Origin of the sequence: Natronococcus occultus SP4, assembly GCF_000328685.1 — an archaeon.
GTDB classification, from domain to species: Archaea; Halobacteriota; Halobacteria; order Halobacteriales; family Natrialbaceae; genus Natronococcus; species Natronococcus occultus.
The window spans coordinates 3,118,998-3,135,075 of sequence record NC_019974.1 but is presented as its reverse complement, the minus strand read 5'-3'; the positions used below and the strand labels follow the sequence as shown (position 1 = coordinate 3,135,075).

The window sequence follows — 16,078 nt, the reverse complement described above, 5'->3', positions numbered from 1 at the left end:
ATCGTAACTATTGGTTTACTACCTCGGTCGACGCGATTCGAGGACGGCTCGAACGGATTTGACTGGTGCACGACGCCACGACACGACTGTCGCGGACGAACCAGCCGAGACGCAGGTCGAAAGCGGTCGCTACCCGGGACGATCGGCAACGAAAGCGGATCGTGGAGTGGAGTCGACTGCGACCGGAACCGGCGTTACAGAGGTTCGAGGAGAAAGCCCACGACTTCAGTCGTGGGAGGAAGTCAGGGGCTGTAGCCCGGCGACTGGACCTCGACCGTCTCGGCGACGTCGTCGAGCTGTTCGCCGATCGTCGCCACGAGGTCGTCGAGCGTCACGATCCCCGTCAGCGCGCCGTCGTCGTCGACGACGGGGAACCGACGGGCGTTGTGCTGCTCGATCGCCCGCGAGATCGCGATGGCCTCGTCGTCCTCCTGGAGGATCGCCGGGTCAGCGGTCATCGCGTCCTCAACTGCGACCGAGCCAACGTCGTCGCTGTTAGGAACCGCGAGGGCGACGTCGCGGTCGGTGAGGATCCCGACCGGTTCCTCGTCCTCGGTGACGACGACGGCGCCGACGTTCTCCTCGGCGAACTGCTCGGCGACCGTCTCGAGATCGTCGTCTGGCTGTGCAGTTACGACATCTTCCGGACCGAGTTCACCGACTGGCATACGGATCGACCGACGCCGTGTTCCTTTGTGACGGCACGGCCTTCGAATGAGCGCAGCAAGGCGGTCGCCGAACGCGCTCACTGATCGGTTGCAGTGGGAATTTCTTGAAGTCGGTCGGCCGGATGCTGCGGGGGCAGTGCTTACGGTGGGTGGGCACCTAGCCGAACCATGCGAGTCCCAAAACAGCTTCGAGACGGTCACACCGACGATGCGGTCGTCCGCGAGATGGAGGGCGATGACGGGTGCGTGATCACCGTCGACTTCGGCTCCGACGCCGCCGACATGTCAGTCGACGTCGTCGACGACCGGGTGCTGGTCGTGATGGACGACCGGCAGTTCGAGTTCGAACTGCCTGCGGGTGCAACCGAGGTCACGGCCAACAACGGCGTATTGACGATCTCCGAGTGACGATCCGGAGGTGCTATCCGTTGGGTCGGTCGTCCGCCAACAGCGTTCGTTCGATCGGCGTCGCCATCCCCCGTCGGATCCGTTGAGAGAGTGCGGTGTCGCTGATTCCGACGCCGCCGGCGAGTCCGGAGAGCGTCGTTCGCCGCGGAACGCGGAACGTTGTAGTATGCCACTAAGAGCGCTTCGCGTTGCTCGTCCGTGAGCGAGGCGTCCCTGGTCGAGCGGGCAGGGTTGTAGATGTGCCATCGTCGATAATCGCCACGTTGAACGCGGCGAGGTCTTCGTGGGTCGCGAATCGCAGCCGCAGGCTCCAGCACTCGGTGTCGCCGCTCGCTTCGAGGGTCTTCGCCTGCGAATCGACGAGTGCGCGAACGAGGCCGTCGCGCTCCGGGCGCCACCGAACCTCGGAGAGGGCTCGCTCTCCGGTTCGCGAAAGCGTTCGCCGCCCGCGGTGCCGTTCTCGGTATCGCGAACGGGGTCCAGAACCAGACCGTGACCGTCCAGCAACTCCAGCGGATCGTCGGTACGGCTGCCGCCACGACTATGCGGAGCGTTCTCGAGGACGGCCTCGAAAGTCAGGGCAAGATCGAGGAGCCCGCTGACGGAGCTAACGGAGCCGACTGAGGGCTTCGACCCCCCTCCATACCGCTCAAGAGGCCGAATTTGTACGGACGAGATCGCGTCCCCCGGCTCGATCCTCGGGGCGTGGTCTCTCGACATCCCGATCCGCGGGGTCATCGTTCCGGTGTCCCAGTATCTGAATTTCGAGCGCAACGGCACCCGTCCCGAGGCGAGCGGGTACTCTCTGTCGGCTGACGTCGTGAGTCCTCGCCTTCTGTAACGGGGAGCGCACGGCGAACAGCTCGACGAGGAGTACGACAGCGATGCCGGGTCGGTTCCCAGCTGTTGGGTGTAGCGGACTCACGGCAGAGACTCGAGGGGAAAGCCTCCGACTTCGGTCGTGGAAGGATATCAGTGTTCGGGAGCCACGTTCTCACCGAACTTCTCGCGGACCGTCTCGACTTTCGGCGCCGCGTGCATCGAACAGTAGGCGTCGTTCGGGTTCTTCTCGAAATAGTTCTGGTGGTACTGCTCGGCCTCGTAGAACGTATCGAGAGGCTCGATCTCCGTGACGATCCCCTCGTAGAGGCCCTCCGCTTCGAGCTCGTCGGCGAACGCCTCGGCCGTCTCGAGCTGGGCCTCGTCGTGGGCGTAGATCGCCGAGCGGTACTGGCTGCCGACGTCGGGACCTTCCCGGTCCTTCGTGGTCGGGTCGTGGACCGTAAAGAAGACCTCCAGTAAGTCCTCGTAGGCGATCTCGTCGGGGTTGTACTCCACCTGGACGACTTCCGCGTGGCCGGTCGAGCCCGAACAGACCGCCTCGTAGGTCGGGTCCTCGGTGTGGCCGCCCGCGTACCCTGAGGTCACCGAGTCGACGCCCTCGAGCTGCTCGAAGGCCGCCTCGACACACCAGAAACAGCCGCCGCCGAAGGTCGCTCGTTCCATGCTCGGCCGTAGGAGACGAGCGCGCAAAGACCTGACGGGACGGCCTCAGCCGTCGGCCGTCCGCCAGGTCAACAGCGCCCCCTCGCCGACCCGCTCGAGGCTCTCGAGTTCGAGGATCGGAAAGTCGGCGATAAAGCCCTCACCGTCGGCAAGCGTCGGGGCGTCGCGTCCGCCGATGAGTTTCGGGCCGACGAAGACTCGCAGCTCGTCGACGAGGCCGTCCTCGAACAGCGAGAAGATGAGCTCGCCGCCACCCTCGACCATGATCCGTTCGAGCCCCTGTTCCTGCAGCGTCGCGAACGCCCGCAGGAGATCGACCCGACCGTCCCCGGCCGTGATCAGCTCCGCGCGGTCGGCTAGATCCATTCGCTCGTCGATGGTCGCCCGCTCGCTCGTACAGACGTAGGTCGTCGCCGCGTCGTCGAGGACGGCCGCGTCCAGCGGCGTTCGGCCCGTCGAGTCCACGACCACGCGCGCGGGATGGGCCGGGTCGCCCCGCTGGCGTCGCTCGTCGATCAGCGTCTCGTCTTTGACGGTGAGGTGGGGGTCGTCCGCGAGGACGGTGCCGACGCCGACGACGACGGCGTCGCTTTCCGCTCGGAGGCGGTCCATCCGCGCGAAGTCGGCGTCGCCGCTGATCGCGATCTGTTCGCGGCGTCTCGAGGAGAGTTTTCCGTCCGCGCTGACGGCGGCGTTGACGACGACGTGCATACCGTTCGCTGGGGGAGCGATCCTAAAGAACCCGCGGGTGAAGGCGTTCGGACGAACTCGTCGAACCGGACGGTGGTGAGATACAATAGGCACCTATTCCAACTACCTTATCTGGCTAAGCTACACCAGCTACAATAGGTTAGTTGGGTCCAACTCCAGGATTGCACGAGTGGCGTCTCAGTACTCTCCTCACCACCGGAACGTGACGCCACCGCGTCCTCGTGACCGCTCGCTCGCGCCAACAGAAGCTATATCCGGACCTCGCGGATAGGTACTCCCCATGAGCGCGGATCTCGTCGTGCGAAACTGCACCGTCGTCACCCCCGCCGGACGGACCCCCGACGCCGGCGTCGCCGTCGAGGACGGAACGATCACCGCCCTCGCGCGGAGCGATCGCCTCCCCGACGCCGACCGGGTCCTCGACGGCGAGGGGGGCGTCCTCGCGCCCGGCGTCGTCGACTGTCACATTCACAACCGCGAGCCGGGCCTCGAGTACAAGGAAGACTGGGAGTCGGCCACGCGGGCCGCGGCTGCCGGCGGCGTGACGACCGTCGTCGGGATGCCAAACACCGATCCCGTCATCGATCGCCCCGAACACCTCGAGCTGAAGTACGAACGGGGCGAGGACGGCGCCCACGTCGACTTCCAGAGCTACGCGGTCGTCACGAGCGAGAACATAGAGCTGATCCCCGAGCTCGACGCAACCGGCGTGTTAGGGTACAAGATCTTCCTGGGCTCGACGGTCGGGGACGTCCCGCCGCCGACCGACGGCGAGATCCTTGAGGCGATGGAGCGGATCGCCGAGACCGGCAAGCGGCTGGGCTTTCACGAGGAGAACGGCGAGATCATCGACCACTACACCGAGCGGTTCAAACGCGAGGGACGCAACGAGCCGATCGACCACTCTCACTCGAGGCCCGTGATCGCCGAACGGGAGGCCGTCGAGCGGATGCTCACCTTCGCCGCGGAGACCGACGCGTCGATTCACATGTTCCACGTCTCCTCGGGGTCGGCGGCCGAGGCCGTCGCCCGCGGGAAGGATCGAGGCGTCGACGTCACCGCGGAGACGACGCCCCACTACCTCTGGTTCACCGAGGACGTCATGCACGAGAAGGGCAACGTCGCCCGGATCCAGCCGCCGATCCGCGACGCCGACGAGCGAGAGCGCCTCTGGACGGTCGGTATGGACGGCGGCGCGATCGACTGTATCGCGACCGACCACGCGCCCCACACCCCCGAGGAGAAGAAAGTCGACGACCCGTTCGGGAACACCTGGGAGGCAAGCTCGGGGTTCGTCGGCCTCGAGACCGAGGTGTCCGTCGCGCTCAGCTTCGTCGACGAAGGACGGCTCTCCCTCGAGGAGTGGGTGCGTCGCCACTCGACTCGGCCGGCGCAGGTGTGGGGGATGTACCCCCAGAAGGGGTCGCTCCAGATCGGCACCGACGCCGACTTCACGATCGTCGACCCCGATCAGGAGTGGACCCTCGAGAGCGCTGACGAGTTACACTCGAAAAACTGCGTGACGCCCTTTATCGGCGAGTCGTTCACCGGGAAACCGATCGCGACGGTCGTCCGCGGCGAGGTCGTCTACGAGGACGGGAGCGTCGTCGGCGAGTCGGGGTACGGGACACGGGTCGACGTCGACGGCTCCTGAGGGCAGACGACCGGCCAACCGCTACTCGAGGTCGGCTCCGACCGCGTCCTCGACCGAGGAAAAGCCGTCCTGCTCGAGCAGGTCGACGAGTCCCTGGTTGATCCGTCTGGCTGTCCCGGGCCCGCCGTAGACGAACCCGGTGTAGAGCTGGACGAGCGAGGCGCCCGCGCGGATCTTCTCGTAGGCGCCCTCGGCCGAGTCGACGCCCCCGACGCCGACGATTGGCAGATCGTCGTCCGCGTTTCTCGCCAGCGTCCGGATCACCTCGGTCGAGCGCTCCGCCAGCGGCGCCCCGCTGAGCCCGCCCCGCTCCGCGGCCTTCGGCGAGTTGACGCCCTCGCGGCCGGTGGTCGTGTTCGTCGCGACGATCCCGTCGAGGTCGTGGTCCTCGACGATCCCGAGCAGCTCGAGCATCGAGTCCTCCGGCGAGTCGGGGCCGATCTTGACGAGGATCGGAACGTCGTCGTCGTTCTCGGCCGCGAGCGTCTCGAAGATCGAGTGGAGGTGGTCGGGCGAGGCCTCGTCGAACTCGTCGGGCGTGTTCGGACAGGAGACGTTGACGACGACGTAGTCGGCGAAGGGTGCGAGCCGATCGAACACGCGCCGGTAGTCCTCGATCGCCTCGTCCTCGTCCGAGGAGTTCATCTTCCCGATGTTGACTCCGAGGGGAACCTGGGGCGGTCCGCGTCGTTCGAGCCGGGCCCGAACCCGCTCCATCCCCTGCCCGTTGAACCCCATTCGATTGATCATCGCCTCGTCCGTCCGGAGCCGGAACAGCCGCGGGCGATCGTTTCCGGCCTGGGGGTACGGCGTCACCGTCCCGACCTCGACGAACCCGAACCCGAGCGCCTCGAGGGCGTGAGTCACCTCGGCGTTCTTGTCGAACCCCGCGGCTACCCCGACCGGGTTCGGAAACCGACTGCCGAACAGCTCGGTCTCGAGTGCCGGATGCGCGTACCGGTAGTTCGAGGCGAGTGCCGCCCGCGTCAGCCACGTCGACTGGGCGGCACGCAACGCCCGTTTCCCGAGCGTGTGGGCCGTCTCGGCAGGGAGTTTGAACGCGAGCGGGCGAACTCGCGAGTACAGCGTCATTGATAACCACTGGGAACAGCGGATAGGTAAACCCCTCGAAACCCCTGTCTCGGCACGATGGCGGTTCAGACGCGCTCGAGCAATGCCATGATCGCCCCGCCCCCGCCGACGCTCATTCCGACGAGGCCGCGCTCGACGTCCGGATCGTCCCGGAGTTGGTATGCCAGGCTGGTCGTCAGCATTCCACCGGAGGCGCCGATCGGGTGACCGAAGGCGATCGCTCCGCCCGAGGGATTCATCTTCTCGCGCGGGATCCCGAGCCGCTCCATGACGTACACCGACTGGGCCGCGAACGCCTCGTTGATCCAGAACGCGTCGACGTCCGAAACCGCGAGCTCGTTATCCGCGAGCAGGCTCGCGACGACGTCGCCGACCGCCTCGTTGAACTCGTCGGGGTCGCGATAGACCAGCTCGTAGTCGACGAGCCGAGCCATCGGCTCGAGTCCGCGATCGGCCGCGGCGTCCGCGTCGGCGAGCAACACCATCCCGGCGCCGTCGCTGAGCTTCGAGGCGTTGCCCGGGGTGACCGTCCCGTCCTCGCGAAAGGAGGCGGGAAGTTCGGCCAGATCCGACAGCGTCGAGTCGGGACGCGGTCCCTCGTCCGTGTCGACCGTCTCCCCTCCCGTCTCGACGGGGACGATCTCGTCGTCGAACGCGCCCGTCTCGATCGCGTCGGCCGCACGGCGGTGGCTCCCGAGGGCGTACTCGTCCTGGGCTTCCCGGGAGACGTCCTCGCGATCGACGAGTCGCTCGGTGATCTCGCCCATGTGGACGTCGAGGTTGACGTCCCACAGCGAGTCCATGATCATTGAATCCTTCAACGTCGCGTCGCCGTGGCGCCGTCCCTTCCGGTAGTCCGGCAGAATCCAGGGGGCGTTGGTCATCGATTCGAAGCCGCCGGCGACCGCGAACTCGGCCCGTCCGACCTCGATTCGGTCGACCGCCAGCGCGATCGCCCGCAGCCCCGACCCCGAGGCCTCGTTGACCGTCGTCACCTGCGTCTCGTTTGGCAGCTCGGACTCGACGACGGCCTGTCGGCCCGGGACCTGTCCGATTCCGGCCTGGATCGCATTACCGAGTGCCACCCAGTCGATCTCTTCCCCGGACACGGCAGTTCGCTCGAGCAGGCCGTCAAGGGCCGTTCGGCCGAGCTCGACGGGGCCAACCCCGGCGAGGGAGCCGAGAAGCGTTCCGTGGGGCGTCCGTGCGCCGTCGACGACGACGATCTCGCCTGGCATACGACGAGCCACGACATCCAGCAGGATCAATCGTCGGGGTGGGTCACACCGAGCGAATCGCTCCCGTCCGCGTCGGCCGCCCGCTCGTCGATCGAGTCGGCGTCCGGGCCGAACTCGCGTTCGAGCAGCGCGGGCACGTCCTCGGGAGTGACGTCGGCGTACCACTCGTCGCGGGGCTGGATCGCGATCGCCGTACCGTCCGCGCTACAGAGGCCGAGGCAGCCGGTCGTCGTGACGCCGACCGGCGACCAGAACGCACCACGCTCGCGGAGCCAGGAGTTGACTGCCGCGAGCGTCTCCTCGGCACCGGCGTCACTACAGCAGGCGTAGTCGGAGTCGCGGTCGTTCGTACAGATGAACACGCACGCGCCGAGACGTTCCCGCTGTCGGGTCGTTCGTCGTTGCATGGTCAGGGGCTCGTCGAGCGGCGGTCGTTCGGGCCGGCGACACCGGCTGTCGAGGTCGCGTCACGACGTTCAAGCCAGCTCACCGACGCGGCGAGGATCGCCCAGATTGCGGCCTGACTCAGCGCGGCCATCGCCTGGTACGCCGAGACGAGCTCGCCGGCCAGGTCGGGGTGGCTTACGACCGTCGGCGCGACAGTCGAAAGGACGACCGTGGTCGCGACGATCGGGGCCGCGGCGGCGACGACTCCGAGCGCCCGGTGTCGGGACGCGCCCCGTCTGTACGAACCGATCGCTGTGGCCGAGACGAGCGCGCCGAGCGCGACGAGTCCGGCGTAGATTGCCAGTCGCAACTCGACGGTATACAGCTGTTCCGCGCCGGGGGCCGCTGGCGGGAGGACGAGCCACGGTGTCGCCGACACGGTCAGGAATCCGGCGCCGGCGAGGACGAACGTGCTGCCCGCACCGCGGCCGGGAAGCGCCGGCTCGAGGAAGTACACCGCGATCGCGAAGACGCCGCCGAGGAAGATCGCCCAGAGGACGCCGCTCCCGACGCTGACGATCGCCGTCGTCGTCTCGGAGACGGTGTGGGCGTGGTCGTGGTGATCGTGACCGTGGTCGTGTTGTGCGTGGTGGAGGTACTCGCTGAGCGGATTCGCGACGAACGCCATGAACAGTCCGTACGCGAGGCCGGCGATCGCACCCGCCTGCACACCCCGGCGGAGGTAGTCGTAGAGCATCGGTTCAGTGGCAGGTGATTCCCGCCGCGTGGCGGAAGTTGTGCATCGCGTCGTGTGCGAGCGGGTCCTGCAGGAACACGAGAACGAACGCGATCCCCGTGGCGAACGTCAGGCCGGTTGCGGCCTGTATTGGCGTTAGCATCGCACGTGCGGCGTCGATTCGGTCGGCAACGGTCTCTCGAGTCATGCAAATCAGGTTTGTCTACTGAAACTGCAGTTGTAAAGGTTGGGGTTCGATGTCGAACCGTCCGACCTTGCGGAGGGGGGGGTGTATCGCCCTCCGTTCCAGCGGAAAAATGGGCCAGAAGACACGCGGCCGGAGCGTCGGGGAGTCCGCGCCCGGACCGGGAGTGTGCGTCCGGTCCACGCGACCTGACTCTCCAGAATATAACATTCGAAAACCGAAATTCGGTATCGGCTATCAAGTGAAGACAATATCGCTTTGCTTCCGTTTGTTTATCGATTCCCGTCGTGCCGGCGGATAACGAAATAGTTTTCCTACGTCTGGCGCTTGGTCCGACTAACGAGAAGAGAGCTATGAGTAGCAAACGACGGTCACCAGGAGGGATCTGCGGTGGCAGCTAAACGACTGCACGTACCGCTGTCGGACACGGTGGCCGTCCGACAAGCGGTCTCCTGTAGGACCGACGATCGAACGCCCGCATCGAGTACCCCCCTGCGTCGCTCGATCGGTTCGGATCGGAAGTACCGACGGAGGTGGACAGCGTGAGCGCCACGAACGGCGTCCTCGTTCCGGTGAGCCCATCGCCGACGCTCGAGGAAACGGTCGAGTACGCCGTCGACATGGTCAGGAAGGGAGACGGCGACGGTGCCGTTCACCTTGTCCTCACGGCCCCCGGTCACCACGTCGGCCGCGAGGGTCTCCAGCGTGACGAGAAACTCCTTTCGACGGCCGAGAGGTACGCGACCGAAGTAGCCGGAAACGGCGTCGCGGTCCGGGCGAACCTGCTTGGAACCAACGAGTACTTCGCCGACCCGGTGAGCCACTTCGAACTGCTGGTCGACTACGTCGCGGAGCACGATCTCGATCGGGTGATTATCGATCCCGACTACTCCGTCGACTCGACCGCGCACGTGCTGCAGAACATGGAGACGGTGCTGGCCGAATCGAACATCCGGTACGAGGTCTCGCCGGTCTCGAGCAGCTGGCGACCGACCGGTCCGGAGCTGATTCGCGGCGGTTTTATCGCAGTTGTCGCGTTCGCGTTCTACGTCGCGCTGGGTGGTCCGACCTATCCGTTCGCGCTTTGGACCGGAGCTGTGACCGCGCTGATAACCGCCGTACTCCTGCGAAACGTCGCGTTCGAGCGGACGCCCCACGTCGGCCCCGCGCTGGCGACGCTTGGCCGCGGCGTGCTGTTCGTCCCCTACCTGCTGTGGGAGATCATCAAGGCCAACGTCCAGTTCGCCTACGTCGTTTTGCATCCGTCGCTGCCGATCGACCCCTGTCTCGATCGGGTCGACGCCGCGGTCGGCGACGGCCTCTCCGTTACCGCCTTCGCCAACAGCATCACGCTGACGCCGGGGACGCTGACGGTCGATACCGTCGGAAGCGAACTGCTCGTCCACTCGCTGGCTCCCTCGGCGCGCGAGGACCTCGCGAAGGGCGTTCACGAGCGGGCGGTCCGGTTCCTCTTTTACGGCCGTGACGGGACCGATCTCCCCGGTCCGATCGCTCGAGACGACATCGAGCCGGTCGTACAGTCGACCGACGCCGTAGCCGGAGCCGGACCGGGTGCAGGAACGGAATCCGGAGGTGAGACCGATGACTGATCTCGCCAACGCGGCCATGGTACTCGGCGCGGCGGTCGTCGTGGTGCTTGCGATCGCGGTGTTGTACCGCGTCGTAGTCGGCCCAACGACGCACGATCGGGTAGTTGCGATCAACGTGATCGGGACCAGCACCGTCATCATCCTGGCACTGATCGCCGCCGGACTCGATCGACCGGAGTACCTGGATATCGCCATCGTCTACGCCATCCTCAACTTCGTCCTGAGTCTGGCGGTCGGTCGGTTCTCCTACCGGACCGAGGAGGTGAAGTGGCGATGACGCTGACAACGGCCGTCATCGTACTCTTCGTGGCGTTTGGCGTGTTCTTCACGCTGGTCGCCGCCGTCGGCGTACTCCGTCTTCCGGACGTCTACACGCGCTCGCACGCGGCGACCAAGGCCGACACCCTCGGCGCCGGGTTCACGATCGTCGCCGTCGGGATCTACTTCGGTACCGCAGGCGAGGTGCTTCGAGCGGGCCTGCTGCTCGTGTTCATCTACATCACGAACCCGACGGCGGCCCACTCGATCACCCGCGCCGCGTACAGTCAGGACGTCGAGGTCTGGACGACCGACGAGAACGATTCCGCCGCGGAAAGCGGAGGTGACTCGCCATGATGTGGCTCGGAGTCGAGTTTGCACTAATACTGTTCGTCGTCGCAGCCGCGGTGTTCGTCGCGTTCGCGCGTGACATCGTCGGCGCGATCGTTACGTTCGCCGCGTTCACCCTCGGAATCGCGGTGATCTGGGTACTACTGGCCGCGCCGGACGTCGCGCTGATCGAAGCGGCGGTTGGCGCCGGCGTCACGTCGGTCCTCTTCCTGATCACCGTGATGAAAACGACGGGCATGTCCGGCGAGAGCGAAGAAACCGGCGCTCGAACCGCCGAAACCGACGGCGGGAGCACCGTTGATGAGGGCGGGGCGTTCCGTCCGATCAACGTGCCGGCGCTGGTGTTAGTCGGCTCCCTCGCGATTCCGCTGGGTTATGTTATCTTCTCGCTCGAACCCGTCGGTGCCGAGAACGCGCCCGCGGTCGTCGAGACGTACGCCGACGGCGAACTCACACCGTACGGCCACTACATCGAGAACACGCTCGAAGAGGCCGGATTCCCCAACGCGGTCGTCGCGGTGCTGGTCGTCTACCGCGGCCTGGACACGCTCGGCGAACTTATCGTCGCGTTCGCCGCAGCAGTGAGCATTCTCATCGTACTCGAACGGGAGGACATCCTATGACTGGCACCGATGAGACGCCCCGGGATATCACGGATAGTGGCGACGGAACGGACCGTGCCACGGAGCTGCGCCCCGACGGCGGCACCGACGCCGATGCCGCCGACGAGGACGTTCACGGCTACGTTCCCGAGGACGACCCCGATCCGAAGGAGGCGGTTACCGAAGAGCAGCCGCGGACGGACACACAGGATACTGCCGAGGACGCCCGCTCCGGGGCGGTCGTCGACGAACAGGTCGAAGAAACCACGTCGCCGGTCATCCAGACGCCAGTCGTCAAGACGGTCGCCCGGATCCTGACGCCGTTCGTCGTGGCGTTCGGCGTCTACTTGACCCTGTTCGGAACTAGCCTTCCCGGTGGCGCGTTCCAGGGCGGCGTCGTGATGGCGTCGGCGATCGTGCTGATCGGGCTGGCGTTCGGCTTCGACCCGACTCGGCAATGGATCGATCCACGGGGGCTGGCCGGGCTGTTCGTGCTCGGCGCGTTCCTGTTCGGGGGGATCGCCGTCGCCGCGGTCCCGCTCGGGGGCGCGATCCTCGAGCTGTTCGTCTTTCCGCTAACGGTCGAAGACATGGTCAAGCTCGCCGAGGTCGCGATCGCCGCCCTCGTCAGCGGCGTGATCACCGGACTCGTGATCTGGCTCGCTGCCGGCTACGAGAAGGCCGAGAAAACAACAAGCAAAAGCGACACCGAAACCGGAGGTGACGACGCGTGATCGAGGGAACCTATCACTACTATCTGACAGCGTTCACGCTGTTCCTGATCGGGACGTACATGATGATCGACAACCCGAACCTCATCAAGAAGGTCATCGGGCTCAACTTCGCCCAGATTTCGGTCTATCTGATGCTCGTGACGATCGGCTACGTCGAGGACTCGAACCCGCCGATCATCGGGCTCGGCGAACCCTACTCCAACCCGATCGTTCACGTGCTCGTTCTGACGGCGATTGTCGTCGGTGTTTCGCTGACGGCGCTCGCGCTCGCGCTCGTGATCCGGCTCTACTCGGAGTTCGGAACCTTAGACACTCGCGAGATCGAAGCGAAGATCGCCGCCAGCGAGGGCAACAACAGCACGGAGACCGGAGGTGAAAGCGATGACTGAGGCGATCGTTGCGAGCGCCGGAACCGAGACCGTCGACTCGCTGCGACCGCTCGCCGTACTGCTCGTCCCGCTTCTCACTGTCGGACTCATCTTCCTCTCGAAGAACCGACCCAACGTCCGGGAGGCGTGGTCGATCCTCGCCGCCGTGACGATGTTCGGGATCGTCGCCAGCATGGTCCCGGACGTCCTTGAGGGACGAGTCCACGAAACCGACCTCGGATTCTTCGTCGAGGGTATCGAGCTCATGTTACGGGCCGACGAGCTCGGTATGCTCTTTGCCCTCGTCGCTAGCGGCCTCTACGTCATCACCGCCGTCTACAGCATCGGCTACATGCGCGGCCATCACGAGCCGTTCCAGACACGCTTCTTCGCGATGCTGTGTGCCAGCGTCGGCGCGGCGCTGGGCGTCGCGTTCGCGTCGAACCTGTTCATGCTGCTGGTCTTCTACGAGGTGCTGACGCTCGCGACCTATCCGCTGGTCGCCCACGACGAATCCGAGGAGGCCCGCGTTTCGGGATACAAATACCTCGCGTACGCGCTCTCCGGCGGACTGGCGATATTCGGCGGAATGCTCGCGATCTACTGGCTGACCGGCAGTATCGCGTTCACTCGAGGCGGCATCGAGGGACTCGCCGACGTTGCGGCAGCCGATCCGTGGGCCGCACGCGGGGCCTTCGCGCTGCTTGCCGGTGGCTTTGCGGTGAAGGCGGGCGTGATGCCGCTTCACTCCTGGCTGCCCAGCGCGATGGTCGCGCCGACGCCGGTTTCGGGGCTACTGCACGCGGTCGCGGTCGTCAAAGCCGGCGCGTTCGGTATCGCCCGGACCGTAATCGACGTCTTCGGACCCGGGACGGTCGCCGATATCGGCATGGGGCTGCCACTGACGATCGCCGCCGGCGCGACGATCCTCATCGCGAGTCTGTTCGCGCTCCGGCAGGACAACCTCAAGGCACGACTGGCGTACTCGACGATCGCGCAACTGTCGTACATCGTGCTCGGACTCTCCTTGCTGTCCCAGATGGGGCTGATGGGCGGGTTACTCCACATCCCGGCACACGCGTTCTCGAAGCTGACGCTGTTCCTGTGTGCCGGCGCGCTGTACGTCCAGCTCGACGTCAAGTACATCAGTGAGATGGCCGGGGTCGGCAAGCGGATGCCGATCACGATGAGCGCGTTCGGCCTCGCCAGCTTCAGCATGGCCGGCATTCCGCTGCTTGCCGGTTTCGTCAGCAAGTGGCACCTCATCTGGGGCGGGGCCGAAGCGGGCTACCTGCTGGTCGCCCCGCTGCTCGTCCTTTCGGGCGCGCTGAACGTCGGCTACTTCTGGCCGGTCGTCTACACGGCGTTCTTCGAGTCCGAGGACGCCGCCGGCGAGAAGCCGGTGCTCGACAACCCCTTCGGCGGCTCGCCCGGCGAACGCGCGTACCGTCCGGACGGAGGCACGTCTCCGGACGACGAAGCACAGCACGAGGACCACGACCACCACGGTCACCCCGACCTCCCGCCGGCGGGCGGATGGGACCGCTCGGACTGGCGCGGCGGGGAGACGACGCCGTTGCTGCTCGTTCCGCTGATGACTACCGCGACGTTGATGCTCCTGTTCGGTATGGCTCCGGACTACGTCGTCTTCTTCGACCTCATCGAAGGAATCGTCGACGGAGCAATGGAGGTGTCTGAATAATGAACGAACTACTCTCGATCCCGCCGGCGCTGATCGTCGCCGTTGCGGCCCTGATCGTACCGTTCGCCTCCCGGCGAATCGCCCACGGCGTCAGCGTCGCCTCGCTGCTGGCCGTCGTTGCCTGGGCGCTGCTCGTCCCCGACGGCGTGGGTCCGACGTACACGTTCATGGGCCTCGAGATCATCGTCGTGGCAGTCGACGACTTCTCGAGGCTGATGGCGATCATCTTCGGCGGGTTCGGCGCCGCCGCGGTCGCGTGGGCGTACTTCGCCGACACCGACAACCGCCACCTTCTGTGGGGGTTGGCCTACGTCGCACCGTCGATCTGGACGGTCACGGTCGGCGACTGGCTCGGACTGGTCGTCGGCTGGGAAGTGATGGCCATCACGAGCACCATCTTCGTCTGGCTCTCCGGCGGGACCGCGGTGCGGGCGGGCTATCGCTACGCGATCGCACACGGTATCGGCGGGAGCCTTCTGCTGGCCGGGGTCGTGCTCTACCTGTTCGCAGTCGATCCGAGCCCGACCGCCCTCCACTTCGACGGGACGGGGATCGGCGGCGTTCCAATCGAGGTCGCCGGGAGCACGGTTTCGCTGGCCGCCGTCCTCGCCGGCGTCGGGATCGGTGTCAACACGGCGATGATCGGGCTCCACAGCTGGCTGCCCGACACCTACCCGCAGCCCCACGTCGCCACGTCGGTCTTCCTCGCCTGTTACACCACGAAGTCGGCCGTCTACGCCGCCTACCGTGCGTTCCCCGACGGGAACGTCGTGCTCGCGTTCGTCGGCGCCGGGATGGCGATCTACGGGGCGAGCTTCGCACTGGCACAGAAGGACATGCGACGGCTGCTGTCCTATCACATCCAGTCCCAGGTCGGAATCATGCTCGCCGGCATCGGCGTCGGCTCCGCCCTCGGAATTGCCGGCGCGTTCGCCCACCTGTTCAACCACATCCTCTACAAGGGGCTGTTGTTCATGGCCGCCGGCATCCTGATCCTCCAGCTGAAGGAGAATCGGCTCGACAACTTCGGGGCGGTCGGGACCTCCGCCCCGATCGCGCTGGTCGTCTTCCTCATCGGCGCCATGTCGATTAGCGGCGTCCCCGGCTTCAACGGCTTCATCAGCAAGGGGATGGTGATGGACGCCGCCGACTACGACTTCGCTTCCGATCTCGTCATCTTCGGCGACTTCTCAATCGACGTCCTGTTCTGGATGATCGTGATCGGCAGCATGGGCACGTTCGCGTCGTTCATCAAGTTCGGCTACTACGCCTTCCTGGACGGCGACCCGATCGAGACGACCGACGCAAACCTCGGTCACGCGGTCGTCTCCGGTGCCGTCGCTGCCGCCTGTATCGTCTTCGGCGTCTACTACCAGGCACTGGTTCCGTACCTGCCGATGTCCGGCGAGCTCGATCTCAACCCCTACTCGTCCGCCCATCTGTTCAAGGCCAGCTATCTCGCCGCCGGGGGGATCGCGATCTTCGTCCTCGGTAAGCCGATCATGGATCGGCTTCACGGCGGGTTCGACGTCGACCAGATCTACGATCCGGCGACGTTCTACGGCACACGCGGGCTCTCGGGAGGTATCGGCGCCGTCTACAACCGGGTCAACGACCTGGTCGTCGGCACCGGCTGGCGGCTCATCGGTGCCATCCACGACCCGAACACGGCTATTCGAGGAACGATTCCCGACCGCTGGCGGGACGCCTACGACCGCCGGTACGAGGACACGCCCGGGAAGACCGGCGGCAAGCTCGGTGTCGGCCTGACGGTTTACGTGGCCGCAGGCGTGCTCACACTTGCACTCGCTGTCGCACTCTTCATCTAACAATGACGGGGAACCTAAC

General features: G+C 66.0%; 19 protein-coding genes and 1 pseudogene. 11 read left to right on the top strand and 9 right to left on the bottom strand.

Going from position 1 to position 16,078, the window contains the following annotated elements; all coding sequences use genetic code 11:
• Nucleotides 1–242: 242 nt before the first annotated feature.
• Nucleotides 243–668, bottom strand: a complete 426-nt coding sequence (locus tag NATOC_RS15350; RefSeq protein WP_015322393.1) for a CBS domain-containing protein — start codon at nt 666–668, stop codon at nt 243–245.
• 168 nt (nt 669–836) lie between these two features.
• On the opposite strand from NATOC_RS15350, the gene NATOC_RS15345 reads away from it, so the two are divergent.
• Nucleotides 837–1,076: a DUF7127 family protein gene (locus tag NATOC_RS15345; protein ID WP_049888810.1), complete on the top strand. Its 240-nt coding sequence runs from the start codon at nt 837–839 to the stop codon at nt 1,074–1,076.
• Nucleotides 1,077–1,089: 13 nt separating this feature from the next.
• Here the strand turns inward: NATOC_RS15345 and NATOC_RS23310 are convergent.
• Nucleotides 1,090–1,221 (bottom strand): annotated as a pseudogene (locus tag NATOC_RS23310) (helix-turn-helix domain-containing protein); the annotation flags it as partial.
• Between the two features lie 218 nt (nt 1,222–1,439).
• On the opposite strand from NATOC_RS23310, the gene NATOC_RS15340 reads away from it, so the two are divergent.
• Entirely contained in the window at nt 1,440–1,700 is a 261-nt protein-coding gene (locus tag NATOC_RS15340; protein ID WP_049888809.1) for a hypothetical protein, read from the top strand.
• Between the two features lie 348 nt (nt 1,701–2,048).
• Here NATOC_RS15340 and msrA read toward each other — a convergent pair whose 3' ends face one another.
• Together msrA and NATOC_RS15330 are read right to left on the bottom strand one after the other, a co-directional pair.
• Complete coding sequence (gene msrA / locus NATOC_RS15335) at nt 2,049–2,582, bottom strand: peptide-methionine (S)-S-oxide reductase MsrA (protein WP_015322392.1); 534 nt, start codon at nt 2,580–2,582, stop codon at nt 2,049–2,051.
• A gap of 45 nt (nt 2,583–2,627) precedes the next feature.
• Nucleotides 2,628–3,293 (bottom strand): 2,5-diamino-6-(ribosylamino)-4(3H)-pyrimidinone 5'-phosphate reductase, encoded by a 666-nt coding sequence (locus tag NATOC_RS15330; RefSeq protein ID WP_015322391.1) that lies wholly within the window; start codon nt 3,291–3,293, stop codon nt 2,628–2,630.
• A 280-nt stretch (nt 3,294–3,573) separates the two neighbouring features.
• On the opposite strand from NATOC_RS15330, the gene NATOC_RS15325 reads away from it, so the two are divergent.
• Nucleotides 3,574–4,947 carry a dihydroorotase gene (locus NATOC_RS15325; protein WP_015322390.1) on the top strand — a complete coding sequence of 458 codons (1,374 nt, stop codon included), beginning with the start codon at nt 3,574–3,576 and terminating at the stop codon, nt 4,945–4,947.
• A 21-nt stretch (nt 4,948–4,968) separates the two neighbouring features.
• Here the strand turns inward: NATOC_RS15325 and NATOC_RS15320 are convergent, their stop codons facing one another.
• The 5 genes from NATOC_RS15320 to NATOC_RS15300 all read right to left on the bottom strand — a co-directional run bounded on the left by NATOC_RS15320 (nt 4,969) and on the right by NATOC_RS15300 (nt 8,608).
• Nucleotides 4,969–6,039 carry a quinone-dependent dihydroorotate dehydrogenase gene (locus tag NATOC_RS15320; protein ID WP_015322389.1) on the bottom strand — a complete coding sequence of 357 codons (1,071 nt, stop codon included), beginning with the start codon at nt 6,037–6,039 and terminating at the stop codon, nt 4,969–4,971.
• A gap of 65 nt (nt 6,040–6,104) precedes the next feature.
• On the bottom strand, nt 6,105–7,277 hold the full coding sequence (locus NATOC_RS15315) for a thiolase family protein (RefSeq protein ID WP_015322388.1): 1,173 nt from the start codon (nt 7,275–7,277) through the stop codon (nt 6,105–6,107).
• Between the two features lie 26 nt (nt 7,278–7,303).
• Complete coding sequence (locus NATOC_RS15310; protein WP_015322387.1) at nt 7,304–7,684, bottom strand: (2Fe-2S) ferredoxin domain-containing protein; 381 nt, start codon at nt 7,682–7,684, stop codon at nt 7,304–7,306.
• Nucleotides 7,685–7,686: 2 nt separating this feature from the next.
• The gene (locus NATOC_RS15305) at nt 7,687–8,421 is read right to left on the bottom strand and encodes a CbtA family protein (RefSeq protein ID WP_015322386.1); all 735 of its coding nucleotides are present in this window, start codon (nt 8,419–8,421) and stop codon (nt 7,687–7,689) included.
• Nucleotides 8,422–8,425: 4 nt separating this feature from the next.
• Complete coding sequence (locus tag NATOC_RS15300; protein WP_015322385.1) at nt 8,426–8,608, bottom strand: CbtB domain-containing protein; 183 nt, start codon at nt 8,606–8,608, stop codon at nt 8,426–8,428.
• 530 nt (nt 8,609–9,138) lie between these two features.
• On the opposite strand from NATOC_RS15300, the gene NATOC_RS15295 reads away from it, so the two are divergent.
• The 8 genes from NATOC_RS15295 to NATOC_RS15260 are packed head-to-tail and all read left to right on the top strand — an operon-like array spanning nt 9,139 to nt 16,059.
• Nucleotides 9,139–10,215, top strand: coding sequence for a monovalent cation/H+ antiporter subunit E (locus NATOC_RS15295; RefSeq protein WP_015322384.1), 1,077 nt, complete (start codon nt 9,139–9,141; stop codon nt 10,213–10,215).
• Nucleotides 10,208–10,492, top strand: a complete 285-nt coding sequence (locus NATOC_RS15290) for a cation:proton antiporter (RefSeq protein WP_015322383.1) — start codon at nt 10,208–10,210, stop codon at nt 10,490–10,492. The genes NATOC_RS15295 and NATOC_RS15290 overlap by 8 nt, the downstream gene beginning before the upstream one ends.
• Complete coding sequence (mnhG, locus tag NATOC_RS15285) at nt 10,489–10,830, top strand: monovalent cation/H(+) antiporter subunit G (protein ID WP_015322382.1); 342 nt, start codon at nt 10,489–10,491, stop codon at nt 10,828–10,830. Before NATOC_RS15290 ends, mnhG begins: the two co-directional genes overlap by 4 nt.
• Nucleotides 10,827–11,447 carry a DUF4040 domain-containing protein gene (locus tag NATOC_RS15280; protein WP_015322381.1) on the top strand — a complete coding sequence of 207 codons (621 nt, stop codon included), beginning with the start codon at nt 10,827–10,829 and terminating at the stop codon, nt 11,445–11,447. The genes mnhG and NATOC_RS15280 overlap by 4 nt, the downstream gene beginning before the upstream one ends.
• Entirely contained in the window at nt 11,444–12,160 is a 717-nt protein-coding gene (locus NATOC_RS15275; protein WP_015322380.1) for an MnhB domain-containing protein, read from the top strand. Before NATOC_RS15280 ends, NATOC_RS15275 begins: the two co-directional genes overlap by 4 nt.
• The gene (locus tag NATOC_RS15270) at nt 12,157–12,549 is read left to right on the top strand and encodes a sodium:proton antiporter (protein ID WP_015322379.1); all 393 of its coding nucleotides are present in this window, start codon (nt 12,157–12,159) and stop codon (nt 12,547–12,549) included. The genes NATOC_RS15275 and NATOC_RS15270 overlap by 4 nt, the downstream gene beginning before the upstream one ends.
• Entirely contained in the window at nt 12,542–14,230 is a 1,689-nt protein-coding gene (locus tag NATOC_RS15265; RefSeq protein WP_015322378.1) for a cation:proton antiporter, read from the top strand. The genes NATOC_RS15270 and NATOC_RS15265 overlap by 8 nt, the downstream gene beginning before the upstream one ends.
• A complete protein-coding gene (locus NATOC_RS15260) occupies nt 14,230–16,059 on the top strand; it encodes a Na(+)/H(+) antiporter subunit D (protein WP_015322377.1) in 1,830 nt (609 codons plus the stop codon). The genes NATOC_RS15265 and NATOC_RS15260 overlap by 1 nt, the downstream gene beginning before the upstream one ends.
• Nucleotides 16,060–16,078: the final 19 nt, after the last annotated feature.